Annotated in this window: 21 protein-coding genes; 4 read left to right on the forward strand and 17 right to left on the reverse strand. The window is 31.5% G+C overall.

The genetic code is table 11. From position 1 onward, the window contains the following. Positions 1–24: 24 nt before the first annotated feature. The 10 genes from EHE19_RS19255 to EHE19_RS19300 form a co-directional block, all read right to left on the reverse strand. Positions 25–264 carry a hypothetical protein gene (locus EHE19_RS19255; protein ID WP_190530429.1) on the reverse strand — a complete coding sequence of 80 codons (240 nt, stop codon included), beginning with the start codon at positions 262–264 and terminating at the stop codon, positions 25–27. 2 nt (positions 265–266) lie between these two features. Beyond that, positions 267–689 (reverse strand): hypothetical protein, encoded by a 423-nt coding sequence (locus EHE19_RS19260; protein WP_137699294.1) that lies wholly within the window; start codon positions 687–689, stop codon positions 267–269. A gap of 26 nt (positions 690–715) precedes the next feature. Further along, positions 716–1654, reverse strand: a complete 939-nt coding sequence (locus EHE19_RS19265; RefSeq protein WP_190530430.1) for a hypothetical protein — start codon at positions 1652–1654, stop codon at positions 716–718. A gap of 10 nt (positions 1655–1664) precedes the next feature. Next, positions 1665–3011 (reverse strand): ParB/RepB/Spo0J family partition protein, encoded by a 1347-nt coding sequence (locus EHE19_RS19270; RefSeq protein WP_190530432.1) that lies wholly within the window; start codon positions 3009–3011, stop codon positions 1665–1667. Positions 3012–3067: 56 nt separating this feature from the next. Beyond that, positions 3068–3259 (reverse strand): hypothetical protein, encoded by a 192-nt coding sequence (locus tag EHE19_RS19275; RefSeq protein ID WP_137699297.1) that lies wholly within the window; start codon positions 3257–3259, stop codon positions 3068–3070. Continuing rightward, complete coding sequence (locus EHE19_RS19280) at positions 3231–3566, reverse strand: hypothetical protein (protein ID WP_137699298.1); 336 nt, start codon at positions 3564–3566, stop codon at positions 3231–3233. Before EHE19_RS19280 ends, EHE19_RS19275 begins: the two co-directional genes overlap by 29 nt. Positions 3567–3599: 33 nt before the next feature. Continuing rightward, on the reverse strand, positions 3600–3797 hold the full coding sequence (locus EHE19_RS19285; protein ID WP_137699299.1) for a hypothetical protein: 198 nt from the start codon (positions 3795–3797) through the stop codon (positions 3600–3602). 4 nt (positions 3798–3801) lie between these two features. After that, positions 3802–4053, reverse strand: a complete 252-nt coding sequence (locus EHE19_RS19290; RefSeq protein ID WP_190530434.1) for an AbrB/MazE/SpoVT family DNA-binding domain-containing protein — start codon at positions 4051–4053, stop codon at positions 3802–3804. A gap of 78 nt (positions 4054–4131) precedes the next feature. After that, the gene (locus EHE19_RS19295) at positions 4132–4374 is read right to left on the reverse strand and encodes an excisionase family DNA-binding protein (RefSeq protein ID WP_137699092.1); all 243 of its coding nucleotides are present in this window, start codon (positions 4372–4374) and stop codon (positions 4132–4134) included. A gap of 70 nt (positions 4375–4444) precedes the next feature. Further along, positions 4445–4588, reverse strand: a complete 144-nt coding sequence (locus EHE19_RS19300) for a hypothetical protein (protein ID WP_171003659.1) — start codon at positions 4586–4588, stop codon at positions 4445–4447. 140 nt (positions 4589–4728) lie between these two features. On the opposite strand from EHE19_RS19300, the gene EHE19_RS19305 reads away from it, so the two are divergent. From EHE19_RS19305 to EHE19_RS19315, 3 genes are all read left to right on the forward strand, one after another. Then, positions 4729–5109, forward strand: a complete 381-nt coding sequence (locus tag EHE19_RS19305; protein WP_137699093.1) for a helix-turn-helix domain-containing protein — start codon at positions 4729–4731, stop codon at positions 5107–5109. Between the two features lie 311 nt (positions 5110–5420). Beyond that, positions 5421–6500 carry a type I restriction endonuclease gene (locus EHE19_RS19310; RefSeq protein WP_137699094.1) on the forward strand — a complete coding sequence of 360 codons (1080 nt, stop codon included), beginning with the start codon at positions 5421–5423 and terminating at the stop codon, positions 6498–6500. An 83-nt stretch (positions 6501–6583) separates the two neighbouring features. Then, complete coding sequence (locus EHE19_RS19315) at positions 6584–7819, forward strand: site-specific integrase (RefSeq protein ID WP_137699095.1); 1236 nt, start codon at positions 6584–6586, stop codon at positions 7817–7819. A 648-nt stretch (positions 7820–8467) separates the two neighbouring features. Here EHE19_RS19315 and EHE19_RS19320 read toward each other — a convergent pair. The 5 genes from EHE19_RS19320 to EHE19_RS19340 form a co-directional block, all read right to left on the reverse strand. Beyond that, on the reverse strand, positions 8468–10135 hold the full coding sequence (locus EHE19_RS19320) for a DUF2326 domain-containing protein (RefSeq protein ID WP_137699096.1): 1668 nt from the start codon (positions 10133–10135) through the stop codon (positions 8468–8470). Next, entirely contained in the window at positions 10126–10356 is a 231-nt protein-coding gene (locus EHE19_RS19325) for an ABC-three component system middle component 6 (protein ID WP_137699097.1), read from the reverse strand. The genes EHE19_RS19320 and EHE19_RS19325 overlap by 10 nt, the downstream gene beginning before the upstream one ends. 11 nt (positions 10357–10367) lie before the next feature. Beyond that, on the reverse strand, positions 10368–10919 hold the full coding sequence (locus EHE19_RS19330) for a hypothetical protein (RefSeq protein WP_137699098.1): 552 nt from the start codon (positions 10917–10919) through the stop codon (positions 10368–10370). A gap of 12 nt (positions 10920–10931) precedes the next feature. Beyond that, the gene (locus EHE19_RS19335) at positions 10932–11156 is read right to left on the reverse strand and encodes a hypothetical protein (protein ID WP_137699099.1); all 225 of its coding nucleotides are present in this window, start codon (positions 11154–11156) and stop codon (positions 10932–10934) included. Between the two features lie 274 nt (positions 11157–11430). Beyond that, positions 11431–11655 (reverse strand): WYL domain-containing protein, encoded by a 225-nt coding sequence (locus tag EHE19_RS19340; RefSeq protein WP_137699100.1) that lies wholly within the window; start codon positions 11653–11655, stop codon positions 11431–11433. Between the two features lie 253 nt (positions 11656–11908). On the opposite strand from EHE19_RS19340, the gene EHE19_RS19345 reads away from it, so the two are divergent. Then, a complete protein-coding gene (locus tag EHE19_RS19345; protein WP_244648293.1) occupies positions 11909–12568 on the forward strand; it encodes a GNAT family N-acetyltransferase in 660 nt (219 codons plus the stop codon). A gap of 306 nt (positions 12569–12874) precedes the next feature. Here EHE19_RS19345 and EHE19_RS19350 read toward each other — a convergent pair whose 3' ends face one another. Together EHE19_RS19350 and EHE19_RS19355 are read right to left on the reverse strand one after the other, a co-directional pair. Further along, positions 12875–13333, reverse strand: coding sequence for a hypothetical protein (locus EHE19_RS19350; RefSeq protein ID WP_137699102.1), 459 nt, complete (start codon positions 13331–13333; stop codon positions 12875–12877). A gap of 63 nt (positions 13334–13396) precedes the next feature. Then, positions 13397–14743 (reverse strand): stalk domain-containing protein, encoded by a 1347-nt coding sequence (locus EHE19_RS19355; protein WP_137699103.1) that lies wholly within the window; start codon positions 14741–14743, stop codon positions 13397–13399. Positions 14744–14958 lie beyond the last annotated feature (215 nt).

The raw sequence follows: 14958 nt of genomic DNA on the forward strand, positions 1-14958 counted from the left end.
AGGCGTTTTTTTCTGCTTTCTTTATCATTTATGTAGCTCACCTACCGACCTTTTAACATAGCGGTATTTTCTCTCCCTTTGTCTTTCACTTGTACAATATGGGCAAATATAGCCTCTCTTTGTAACTTTTTTATACCTGCTTACATTCCACGTCTTCCCGCAATCATTACATATTGCAAAATAGGCTATATACGTATGATCTAGCATAGAGGATAAATCAGTACCTATATTAAACAAAGGCATAAACTTATTTAATAATTTCATTGCTATACCTCCTGTTTAAATACCGCTGCATCTGACCTCATAAAAGTTAACTTCCCTTTTGTTGATTTAGAAATTTTCACTTTTAGACAAGAAGTAATATTAACTGATACATCTTTTAATAAGCCGTCATAAATCATTATTGCTGAGTTTAAAATAAGCTCTTTTATAATGTTCTCTACTGGTAGCAATCCATATGAAGCTGAGCCACCACCAAATAAATTTTCTATTTGCTCCTCTGCTCGCTTTATTGCTTGTCGCCTATTCTCTTCCGCTTTCTTTTGAAACTGATACTTTGTAGCTTCAGCACAATTACAATGAAGCGTTGCACATTCATTAGCCTGTTCTATTGTTTCAAAATCTTCCTTATCATGCAGGCTGTTTTGTCCGCAGAATCGGCAACTGCCAAAAGATATAACTTTCTTCATAGCTTTTCTCCTTTCATAATTTTGTTTTATGTCCTCTTGTTTAATACAGCCCATTTTTTCTGATATTGTTTCTTCCTAGCTTTTTTGCATAAATCGCAAATGTCTTGAATCTGTCTGCTATAAAATGTACCTCCGCAACGCTTACAGTATTGTGGCTTCATTCTTATAAAGCTGCTACATTCGTCACAGTTTATTTCTCCAGAAGTACAGCCCTTGACTGGATTCCAATTCATACATATATCTTTCTGCCAAAATCCATCCCAGTTAAGCTGATTAAATCTTGTCTTCAATGTTGCAATTAACCTAGCCTCAAGTGCTTTGTGTTCAAAAGCTCTTCTATTCTTTTTCCGTTCATTTTGACGATTGTTGCCAATGTAAGCACCCGAACCCCAAACATCCAGTCGAGCTACTCTGTGTTCTACTCCTGAAAGTGACCTACCTAATTTATCAGCAATATCCTTTATCTTTTCTCCTTGTCGATATAGATAAATAAGCTTTGCATCTTCTTGCGGTGTCCACTTAATGCAACCTTTAGGCTTATTAGCAGAATCATTTTTTCTCTTTTGTTTTAGCCATTCTGGCTCACTTCCAAAAGCATATAATTCTACTCTACGGCTATCCCATCTATCAGGATTATTTTTAAGCCAGGTAATGAGTGACGATATTCTGATGTAAGTAAACTCTTTTTTACCTCTTGGAGCTATATGTTTGAATGGAAGACCTAGTCTGGGAATCCAGTAGTCTGTGATAGTGTGTATGTCTATTCCTAAAAGTTTTGATACTTGGAGCGCCGGCATATATTCACTATGATCTTTGAAAGCACCAAGTCCAATCCTTTTGGATTTTACTGTTATGGCATTTTGACTTCTACCCATGATTTTAGCTATCTGAGGAATTGTTTTTGAACCCCATAAGTCACGAAGCCGTTCTATTTCACTCTGAGTCCAGTTTTTATTGCATCCCATTGCTATATCCTCAACATTCGCTATTTTCAAATAGTTTATGCGTTCCGTCTCGAAGTGCTTTTTCCTCTTCTGACATTTCATATCCTAGCTTTGTTAAAAAATCATAGACTAAGTTTGAATCTTCATCATTTTCATATTCGCCATTCCAGTTATAATAGCGGTTCTGAGTTGATTCAAGTGATAGATAGACCATAGCAAATAAACTAAGTTCCGGCTGTTTTGCAATATCATCTGCTATGTCGTCATATTTTAATTCCTCTTCATCATCTCCATCAACCTCTATATTGAAATATTCTTTTATAGAATTAAGATCAATGCCAAAATCAAAATATTCGGCTGTTCCTTTACGTAGTAAGTACTCAACTATTGTTCTAATATTTTTTTTAGCCTTAGTGTTAGTTATTTGTTTTGCAAAGCTAAGTCTTAGATTATAAGCTTGATGTGTCAGTTCTCTTAATGCAACTAGCTTTTTTTCTCTGTCTTGTCGCATTCTTTGCGCTTCGTCATCTTCATTGTCTCTCTCATTAATTTCATCTTGTCTTTTGCATAGTTGAATTGCTCCCCAACCAGTTTCATAGTAGAAGTATTCTGTGTCTTGAGCATCGTCGGGTACTTCAATTTTCTGATCGTATTCAGATAGGAAGTAGTTTTTTATAGTGATAAGATCTGCTGTATCTTCTGTCTTTTTCGCAAATTTCTGAAGCTCAGAAATAATAAATGCCCTCTGTTTTTCCTTTTTTTCTTTTTGAATAGCACTCTGCAGCTCCCATTTAAAATTAGGTGTACCTATTTTGTCTAATACACTGTTTCTTAGTGATATATCATGAATCTTATCTAGTTCCATGTAGTCTAGAAGTGAAGCACCACGCTCTACTGATTTTTTTAATTTATCGCTATCAAGTTCTAGTAACTTTACTCTTCGCCTTACTGTTGATTCTGAGAATCCGGTCTTTTCTGATATGTTGTTTATTGACTCTCCAAGGTCGAGCATCATTTGAAAACCTTGCGCCTGCTCGTATATATTTAAATCGCTACGTTGCATATTTTCAAGCAGCATTGTTGCTAACTGTGTCTTGTAATCCATATCTGATACTATACAAGGTAATTCTGTTAGCCCTGCAAGTTTTGCAGCTGCAAGACGTCTATTCCCAATTACAACGAAATAACCCATTTCCTCTTGTACCTTTGGGTCATCTGCTCCGACACCTGTATCAAAGCAGAACCAAGGCACTACCGTCAAGTTTTGTAAAACTCCCCTAGTTTTAATACTTTCTGCAAGCTCCGTCAAATCCCCAAGTTCTTTTCGTGGATTTTTTGGGTGATTTCTCAGCTTATTTATATCAATGTTTTGTAACATACTTTTTACTCCTTCCTCATAGTTACTTAGCAATTCAAGATTTTGAATTTCCTCTTCTATTTAATACACAAAGGACAGCTCCAACTATAGCAATTTCCTATCTCTTGTCCCTCTTCTGTGACTACTTCCTCCTGTTTCGGATGTCTGCAATTATACCCGCTGTTAACCAAAATACCTTGTTCTATATATGCACTATAGAAATAACTACAATTCCGATATTTAATTTCTTTTTGGCGTAGTTCTGGCATATGAATCATCCCTTTCTGCTACAGCACTAATTTTTTTATTAGCTTGCTGCCTTTGCCTTTCGCAATCCGCTTCGTATTTCTTAAATCTTTTAAGCACTCCGCTTTCACTCAGCCCAAATAACTCACCTATGTACTTCCACGATAATCCGTTGTTTTTATGTTCTCTTATCCCTTCAAAATCTTCTTTGCTTAATTTTATTGCAGGCTTCTTTTTGCGATTATTTCCAAATTCAAAAATCACTACAGCTTGCTCCGGCGTACAGTCCGTTAAAATACTAATTGCTAGACAGCACCAGTTTTCTTCCATTGTCCTCCCTCCCGCTTTTGTATATTTGCAGATTTAATTTTGATAAATTGTATTAGCTATTTTCTTACTATAAATTTCGAATTCTTCGTGACTAATCACACCACACTGGCTGTATGCAAGTAGCATACCTAGATAAATTCCGTAGCTTAGGCTCTTCCCGCCATCACTTTTAGTTTCTTTGTATTCGATAAGTTTTTCAGCGAGATTTTTTAGTGCTGTTTGCTTGTCCATTCTGTTAACTTCCCCTCTTTAATTCACTTATGCAGTTACAGCAGATATTCTTTCCCTTGTATGCTTCAACGTTTTTTGCTTCATTGCAGAAGATACATGCAGGCTCGTATTTCTTTAAAATGATTGTTTCTTCATCTACGAAAATTTCTAAAGAGTCCTTTTCTTCAATGTTGAATGTTCTACGAAGTTCAATTGGCAATACCACTCTTCCTAACTCATCCACTTTTCTTACTATTCCTGTTGCTTTTCTACTCATAATAGACCTCCTATAAATTCTTTCAGTTTTTTATAGCCATACGGCATTTTGCTTTTATCTGCTCTCCCACTAAAATTCTTATTCTTTTATCTTCTGAATCCCAAATCGATTAGTTTCTGGTTTAGTTGATGCCTTTTCCTGTTCAATGACCCATTGGTCAATAGCTTCCTTTCTGAAATGAGGTCTATCCCCAATAGGAACAAATGGTATCTTCTTTTTTCTTGCTAATTCTGTTAATGACCAGTAAGATATTCCAAGATACTCAGCTGTAGTCTTAGCATTCCATAAAACAGGGTAATTGTTTACTGTCGCTGGTTGCATAGTTTCTACACCTCCTTTCTATGCCTCTTCTCTATTCGGCTTGCTAGGATTAATTATTTTTTAGACCATACTATGAAACATTTTTGCTTAGCTGTGATTCTGTCTTTAATAAAAGACCCTCTCCAATCCAAAGCAATCTGTCTTTTTCACGTTCTGTTAATTCCGGAATTACCTTTTTGAATGTGTCTAAAATTCTCTTTTCAGTATCTGTCATACTTAACAACTCCTTTATTAATTTCTGTTTACTATGTGAACATTATAAGTCACAAAATAAACAAAGTCAATACTATACTCCAAAAAAATGTTTACAGAGTGACATTATTATGCTAATATCCTTTTAGGAGGTGTTACAAATTGAATAAAAGATTAGAAGAATTACGTCAGGCATTAGGTATTAGCCAAGAGGATCTTGGAGCAAAAATAAATTTAAAGAGAGCTGCAATTTCAATGTATGAAACCGGTAAGCGAAATCTTTCAGACAGAGTAATTTCAGATATTTGTAGAGAATTTAACGTCAATGAAATCTGGCTTCGTACTGGAGAAGGTGAAATGTTCTTGAAAATGGACAGAGAAGATGAACTAGCTCAGTGGGCTGGCTCTCTTTTAAGCCCAAATAATGATAATGAATTTATGAAAAAATTTGTTCATATGCTTAGTAAATTAGATGCCAGTGATTGGGATGTTTTAGCTAAAATGGCTACATTAATGGCAGAAGACCATAACGAAAAAGACTAGGCAGCGAGCCTAGCCAATTAAGGATTTAACAAATATGTAGATACGCTTTAGCAACTCAGGATTGTCTATTTGTTCAATCATATCAATGATAAGTTCTTTCATATGCGTTCTCCTTTTTGTTAACGCACAGTCTAAGGTAGCTGCTTTCATTATAGAACATACGTTCTATTTTTTCAATATCTGTATGAATAATAGTGTATTATGTACTTATTTGTATTTTATATCCTATTAAGGTATTGCATGTAAAATATTACGAGTGATAGAATATAAATTATATAAGTGCTAATAACATAAAGAAATGAGGTATTAAAATGGATTTTATCGATGAAGTAAGGCAGTTCTCCGCGCGTGTTCAAAAATTAAAGGATCAGATTCCTACAGAGGAAGCAACAAAAATGTCATTAATTGTTCCCTTCTTTCAGTTGCTTGGATATGATGTATTTAATCCTGATGAATTTATGCCTGAGTTTACGGCAGATGTCGGTATTAAAAAGGGCGAAAAAGTTGATTATGCAATAATGAAGAATGGTTCTCCTGTAATTCTAATTGAATGTAAGTGGTGTGGTGAAAGTCTGGACAAACATAGTTCACAGTTATTTAGATATTTTGGTACATCATCTGCTAAATTTGGAATATTGACAAACGGAATTACTTATAATTTTTATACTGATTTAGATGAATCAAATAAAATGGATTTAACTCCATTCCTAGAATTTGATATTCTAAATATTAAACCAAATATAGTAGCAGAGCTTAAGAAGTTTAGTCGCGATTCATTTGATGTTGATAATATTTTTAGTACAGCATCTGAACTAAAATATTCAAAAGCTATAAAACTATTATTTTCAAACGAGCTAAAAGAGCCCTCTGATGATTTTGTAAAGTATATACTATCAAAAATATATGATGGAGTAAAAACTCAAAATGTTATTGATAAATATAGAGGAATTATTAAAAAATCGTTAAACGACTATATAAGTGAGTTAATGAATGAAAAAATTTCATTTGCATTAAAATCTGATACTGACTCAGCTGCTACTGTAGATGAAAGTACTACTAATACCAGTGAGGTAAATGTAGAAACTGTAATAGAAAAAATTCATACAACTGATGAAGAAATAGAAAGTTACTATATTGTAAAGAGCCTGCTCATTGATATAGTTAAGGCTGATGATATAACTTATAAAGATAATGAAAGATATTTTGCAATATTGTATAAAGGAAATATCAGAAAAACCATATGTAGAATTAATCTCGATACCAAAAAGAAGCAAATAATGATTCCTGATGAAAATAAAGATTTTACAAGATTTTATATAGATTCAATAAATGACATATACTCATATAAAGAAAATTTGATAAAAACAACTCTAAATTACATAGATAATTAATAATGTTCGCTAGTTAGGAGTAATTATATAAATTATATAGTTTATCCTAAATCGTATTTATGGATTGAGTAGGAGGCATTGTTATGGCTGGAAATATAGAAGTACTAGGAAACGGGAGATACAGACTTCGTGCAAGCATAGGAACTGGTAAAAATCGTAAAGTGTTTAGAAAAAATATTAGATGCGAAACACCAATGAAAGATGACGGAAAATTTCCAAGAGAAGTAGAACTTGAACTTGCAAAGTTTGTTGCAGCTGTATCAGAAAATAAAGTCTCACGAAGTAATATGACTTTTAGGCAATTTACTGAAACTGTATGGTTACCAGATTATGCTGAACGTAAGTTGAAAACTAAAACCCTAGTCCGCTATAAGGAAATGCTTGATTCTAGGATATATGACGCTTTAGGGCATATAAGGATTAGCAAGCTGAGTCCTACTCATCTTAATAAATTTTACAAGCAGCTTGAAGAACCTATAGAAAAAAAATCTAAAACCGGAGAAATTATTACTGAAAATTTATCTGCACGAACAATCGAACATCACCATGATTTAATTTCGTCAATTTTAGGCAAGGCAGTAAAATGGGATTATATTGTTTCAAATCCTGCACAAAAAGCAGATCCTCCTAAAGTTGAAGAATCCGAAAGACCGTTTTTAGAGGAAGATGAAATCAAGAAGGTAATGGATGCTTTATCAAAAGAACCTCTTAAATATCAATCCATGATATTACTTGATTTATTTTCGGGATTAAGGCGTGGCGAATTGATGGGATTAAACTGGACAGATATTGATTTTATTAATAATACTATTACTATAAATAAAACATCAAATTATACTACTGATACAGGTATATATGAAGATACTGTTAAGACTAAAAAATCTAACAGAACCATATCTATGCCTGTCTTTGTTATGAGTATTCTAAGAGGCTATTACTCTGAGCAAAAAAAGTATAAGGATAAAAAGAGGGAAAAAGGTAAACTCCTTTTTGAAAACGACAAACTCTTTATTCAGCATAATGGTAAACCTATGCATCCTGATACTCCAACAAAATGGTGGCCTAAATTTCTAGAAAAAAATAATCTTCCACATGTAAACTTTCATGGATTACGTCATACAAATGCATCGATTATGACCGCTCTAGGTTTTGATATTGTAACTGGCTCTGGAAGGTTGGGGCATGCAAGAAAAGATACCTTTCTTAACACTTATTCACACATGCTGACTACTAAAGAAAAAGGTGTTGCTGCAGCTATGGATAAAGAATTTAATCCACATCCAAAGCAAAGAAAAGTGTATAGATTAAAGAAAATTTAGGGCACATTTTGGGGCACATATAAGGGCACATTTTCATAAAAAACAGGCTTTTCAGACAAATTAGACAAAATAGTCAAAAACTAAAGCCCGCTTTTTTCAGGGGTTTCAAGATATTTTATAAATCAGAATCTTATTCCTAAACCGCAGGCCGGAGGTTCGAATCCTCTCGAGCGCACCAGAATTTGTCCAAGAACTCGCTAAATTAGTGAGTTTTTGGAGTTCTTAGATTGATTTTATACTTATTTACTAATTTTAAGAGAAATTAAGAAGCAACAAGGAATTACTATTTGCTCCTCAATGCAATCAGACAAGGGTTCTTTTTGATTTCTGTTTTATCTGATTATATATTTCATGACACTGTCTATTTTTATTAATCTAACTTAATTATAAAAACTACTTTAATATCAAGTAATTCCAATGGTTTCAGGGATTATAATAGAAAGTCCTTGACTTTTTGAAGAAATATTTTTACCTTCACTCATTTAATTTTTTCTTTTCACCATAAAATAAGCCTCCTATGATATTTTTATTTTGTCATAGAAAGCTTAATTTACATAATTTATTTCCTATCTCATAGTGACAAACAAATTACCTGTCTAATTACTTTTATATTTTTCGTACATTTTGTTTCTCATAATCATATCAAAGTTATTTTATATGAAAGAATTTATCTCCTGCTGATAATCTTAAAACAACTTCTTCTTCTTTTATCCCCAACATATCTATGCGATCATTTAGAATTGGAAAGATATATTGTCCTTCAAATATGCGAGACTCTGCAATAATACCTCTTAATTCTTTTAAGTCGATATTTTCAAGTTTATCATGTATAACAAAAACCGGCATATGATATCCTTCTTTTATAATCAGTTTAACATGTGCAAGGTCAAAACAAGTTATCATTGCTTTTTTTATTCCTGTACCAGGTTTGCCATTCATTCCAATTATTTTTACTGGAAACTCTTCATCATCCTCATTTATAACAATGGCAAATGTCTCACCAATTATGTTTTTCGTTAATTCTTTAAAGTAGATGTTAAACTTTTCCTCTATTTCTTGTTTTTTATTACCATTATTATTTTGAGTTATTTTCTTACTTAAATTGTTATCTTTTTCTTTCTGTTTTTCAACCACATAGTTATAGTCATTTTCAAAATTCTCTAGCTTTATTTTATTTTTTGAATACTCACCATACTTTTCTTCAAATTTATCTTTAAGTTCTATATTAAAACTAACAAAGTTATTTTCATAATCTTTTTGTAATTTCTTAAGTTCAAGATTAGTAGAATTTAATTCCACCTGTAACTCATTCATAGCTTCCTTAAGCATTGTGATCCGTTTATTTACCATTCCATTATGAAACTTTTCTAAATCCTCAAAATCACGTAGTTGGCTATCTAATGATAATTTTGTTTCATCGTATAACTTCTTTAATATTTTAGTATCGACATTAAATATTTTATCTTCTTCTTTTTTTATCTTTTCTTTCATTAACTCTATCTTTAATTTACACTTAGAATAATTTGCTTCTAATTTATGAATATCTGACAGTAATTCCTGCATATCATTAAACTTATCATTATATCCATTTATAACTGTTATTTCAGAATAAGATTTTTTGAATTTATCTACCTCTTCTTTCATTAGGTTTATTTTAGTTTCAAATTCTTTGAGTGAAGAAACTCCATTCTTCCTGTAGATAGCTTCAATATCTTTTTCAATACCTTCATTAATTGATAAAATGTTAACATTTTCTGACTTCGATGTGTCAATACCAAATAAATACTCATATATTGCTTGATATTCATAGTTCTTTGTATAGGTACCTAAGTATTTAAGTAAAGAACTTTCATTTGAATTTTCAAGCCTAATAAACTTAGTTATTAACTGCCTTAAGGTTGGCTTGTTATTTGAATTATTAAAAATAATATTATTTAACTTATTTCTATATTCAGCAATATTATTAGTTATTTCTCCATTAATCTCATTTTTCCCATTTTTATATAAGGATCTCTTAAATGTATATAATTCATCATTAATTTTACATGTTAACTCAGCATAAACCTTATTCTTTTCAAGAAATTCCCCAACAATTATATTCTCACCAGTATCCTTTTCTTTATATAAGCTTGAAGGTGAGTTCGCACCTAAACAAAGGTCTATTATTTTGACTGCAGTAGTCTTCCCTATATTACTTCCACTAGTAATTTTATTTGTCTCATCAACTATTAGCGATAAACCCTTTTCATTAAATTTTATTTTTCTAATAATCTCATTAGTTGTAGACTTAACTACAATTAAACTAATTAGTTGCATAAGACCAACTCATTTCTATTATTTATTTCTTCTACCAATCCAACCAAATACATCCAATCAATTGTAAGTATAAATATTGAATAATCCATTTTTGAATCCATACAATACTTGTATAAGTCTTCAAAATTAGCTATTCCATCATTAGCCTTTAAATAGGACAATATTATACTAGTAGTATATATTATTGAGTTTTTGGGATGGCTATCAAAATTTACGATCATAATAACATCTCCTATTGACTTTTCGAGTCTGTACTTTCAATGGGAATTAAAATTTTGCATTGATAAAAAACATATGCTGAAATGGCATTTATATATGTAATTCTTTTATTTATTTCTATATCAGATTTTTTGCCAGCAAATATTTGTTCATAAATTTTTTCATTTAAAGCTAAATATATAGAATCAACATTTTCTTTTATACTTTCATCATCATTAATATTTATATTTAATTTTATTAAAATACTTGTGTATATTTCCCAATAATAATCAAATAAATCATTAATAATAGAGGCCTCAATTCCAGCCAAACACGATAATGCATCCTCAACAATATCAAATGAATCTAAATGATACTTTTTTATCTTTTCTTTATTATTCTCAGAGAATTTATTTAGAATAATCTTGTCAATAATATCGTAAGGCTTATTTCTCTTTTTACTTTTGTGATTTAAATCATTCTTTATAGATATCATTTGCTTAATTATTTTACTAATATCAGAAATTTCTAACTCTTGAACATTACAAAATTTATCAATATATTCTATGTTAAAAGTATCATTCAAAGTAGAACACCCCTAACTAATTGTTTTTCTATTATCAAATGTTTCTACCTGTTTAATGTTAAATTCATCTTTACTCTTTATAGTTGATTCCTTACTAACAACTTGAATTTTCTGTTCTATAAAATTTTTTATTTGAGTACATTTTCTTCTCTCTTTACTTGATAAAATAAACATAAGTATACTTAATAATCCAGCTATTATAGATACGATAGTATTAACATTTTCAAATATCTCCATTTGCATGTCTCCTTATTCTATGTAAATATAACAAAAATTGTATCTATAGTTATTCTATATAAAATCTAAAAGTCCTTTAAAATTTTTATTAATAAATTATTATTTTCAAACAAAAACTTGTAAACTCAAAAAATAGGTAATTTACGACTTTATTTTACTTAACTTAATTATATTTCTATTATAATTTTACAAAAATTATATAATTTTGTCTATATTCACAAGATAATAAATCCTCAAGTACCGATATAAGTGTCACTTTTTCAGCCACATATTCCTACTTAACCATCTCACCACATTTACTGACTTTAAACGAAGCAGACAGAATATTTTCTAGCTTGAAAACCCTAATTTGGTTTCTCAAGAAGCAAAACGCCCGAATATTACTATCGCTTATTTCAAGCACTCTTATGTTTCTTTCTGTTATTTCATTATCTTTTAAATACATAATCCGAATGATTCTGTTACGCTCAAGGGATGCTTTAAGAAAATAATTTATCATAACAATCACCTAATATAATTTTACACCCGAACATATGTTCGAGTCAATAATAATTGTAATTATTTTACACCATGTAAAATTAAGAAGCAAAATTATGGATTATTAGTCTGACTTATTCTGTGCCTATTTCTGCGAGTTACTTAGCGCTCAACCTTATTTTTTATTTCTATATTTACTCTATATTAGTTTATCTTCTTTTCTTTCCAGTCAAATGCTATAATCAAACCATATACATATTTTAGGAGGTGCACATTTGACCAGTAAGCTAGAAGCTATATTGCGTAAGGAACAACCTGAGGATTATAGAATTGTTGAAGAACTCACGAAAGAAGCCTTTTGGAATCAAAATATGCCTGGCTGTGATGAGCATTATCTTTTACACATAATGAGAAGTGCTCCTTGTTTTATTAAGGATTTGGATTATGTGGCTGAAATCGACGGAAAAATCGTCGGAAATATTGTTTATACAAAGGCAACTATACTCGATGACAGTGGCAAACACCATGAAGTACTTTCATTTGGGCCTGTTTCTGTGCTACCAGAATATCAAGGTATGGGAATAGGCAGCAAACTTATCGAGCACACAAAAGCTATAGCCAAAGAGCTTGGGTATAATGCAATACTAATATACGGAGACCCCGATTACTATTGTCGATTTGGTTTTGTACAGGCTGAATCCTTCAAAATTGGAACAGCTGACAATATGTATGCACCTCCATTACAAGCTTTAGAGTTAATTCCTGGTTCACTTTCAAATATTAAGGGGAGATTCTTTGAAGATGCAGTGTATCATATAGACCCCGCAGCCGCTAAAGAGTTTGACAAGACCTTCCCCCAAAAAGGACTGCGTGATGGGCTGCCTTCACAAGATAGATTTCGATATTTAACAAGCTTAAATAGACCCAGAATATGATTATATTTTTTAATGAAAGTTGTGTAGGTTTTTGCTTTCGTGCAAGTATGTTTACCCTAAAAATTAACATAAACACTAATAACCAATGAATTAAAAAACACAAATCTGTCAAGACCGGATTTTATTCGTTATATATAGCCTTGATGGATTTGTGTTTTTTGATACTATAAAAAATTGGTTCTGTTAAGCAAACACAGAAAATGAAACGTTCTCTCAAGGTGGGGGTATATCTGTTACAGCTGCCTTGATAATTTGTGTTTTAATATTTTTTTCTTAACTGTTCTTCATCTTGTTCCTATTTCTCCATTACTTAATTACCTTTAATTTTATAGCAGCACTCATTACAGGATAAGTCATTACTACATATTCAGGCATTACTACCTCTACAATTGAGCCTTCTTTTATTTCACTGTATAAATCAATATTTTCCAATATTGTTTGACTATTTACTGTTATGGATGCTATGTCAAAACGAGTATCGCTTTCTTTTTTACCCTCTACTAAGAATGTAATACCATCCTTGCCCTGTTCTATATTCTTAACTGTTCCCCTTACACCTATTTCTCCATTACTTATAACAGTTAATTTTACAGCAGCACTCATAACAGGATAGGATTGCACTACAAATTGGGGCATTGCTATTTCTACTACTGAGCCTTCTTTTATTTCACTATATGAATCAATATTCTCTAGTATTGTTTGACTATTTACTGTTATGGATGCTATGTCAAAACGAGTATCGCTTTCTTTTTTACCATCTACCAAGAATGTAATTCCATCCTTGCCTTGTACTATATCCTTAATTGCTCATCTTGCTCTATTTCTCCATTACTTAATTACCTTTAATTTTATAGCAGCACTCATTACAGGATAAGTCATTACTACATATTCAGGCATTACTACCTCTACAATTGAGCCTTCTTTTATTTCACTGTATAAATCAATATTTTCCAATATTGTTTGACTATTTACTGTTATGGATGCTATGTCAAAACGAGTATCGCTTTCTTTTTTACCCTCTACTAAGAATGTAATACCATCCTTGCCCTGTTCTATATTCTTAACTGTTCCCCTTACACCTATTTCTCCATTACTTATAACAGTTAATTTTACAGCAGCACTCATAACAGGATAGGATTGCACTACAAATTGGGGCATTGCTATTTCTACTACTGAGCCTTCTTTTATTTCACTATATGAATCAATATTCTCTAGTATTGTTTGACTATTTACTGTAATAGATGCTATGTCATAAAGGGTATCATTTTGATATTTGCCCTCTACTAAGAATGTAATACCATCCTTGCCCTGTTCTATATTCTTAACTGTTCCCCTTACACCTATTTCTCCATTACTTATTACAGTTAATTTTACAGCAGCACTCATTACAGGATAGGATTGTACTACAAATTGGGGCATTGCTATTTCTACTACTGAGCCTTCTTTTATTTCACTATATGAATCAATATTCTCTAGTATTGTTTGACTATTTACTGTAATAGATGCTATATCATAAAGGGTATCATTTTGATATTTACCCTCTACTAAGAATGTAACTCCATCTTTGCCCTGTACTATATCCTTAACTGTTCCTCTTACGCCTATTTCTCCATTACTTATTACAGTTAATTTTACAGCAGCGCTCATCACAGGATAGGATTCTGCTACAAAATCGGGGAATACTACTTCTACAACTGAGCCCTCTTTTATTTCACTATAAGAATCCACATTCTCCAATATTGTTTGACTATTTACTGTGACAGTTGCAATGTCATATCGAGTATCCTTTTGTTTCTTGCCCTCTACTAAGAATGTAATTCCATCTTTGCCCTGTACTATATCCCTAACTGTACCTCTTACGCCTAAAGCTGCAGCTTTTTCAGGACGGTTAAGACTTACGGTACTACTTTCACTATCCCAAGTCACATCTAATCCAACTGCTTCTGCAATAGCTCTTACAGGTAAATATGTACTTCCCTCCACAATCAATGGATTTATAGTGTTCCCATTCCCATCCTTTAAAGATAGTGTCTGGTTGTCTAGCTTAACAATAATATCTGGTCTTATCACTGCATTTACAGTTTTAAATACTGTTGCTGCCCCCACTGTTGATAATCCAGTAACAAGTAATGCACCAGCAAAAATAAGTATTTTTGAAAATTTGAATTTTGCCATATATTATCCTCCTTTTATACAAATTTTGTATTACATTATTTAAGACGAGAAAAATATATAAATGTTCCCATATAAAATATGTAGCTTTTGTCTCCTCATAAATTCAAGAACGAGATAATTAAATACTTATTTAAATTTAATAAGCTTTAAGTTTATATAATAAAAACAACCTTAAAAGCATGTGCTAGATACATGTTTTAAGGTTGTTAAATTTA

This window comes from Ruminiclostridium herbifermentans, from assembly GCF_005473905.2.
Classification (GTDB): Bacteria; Bacillota; Clostridia; order Acetivibrionales; family DSM-1351; genus Ruminiclostridium; species Ruminiclostridium herbifermentans.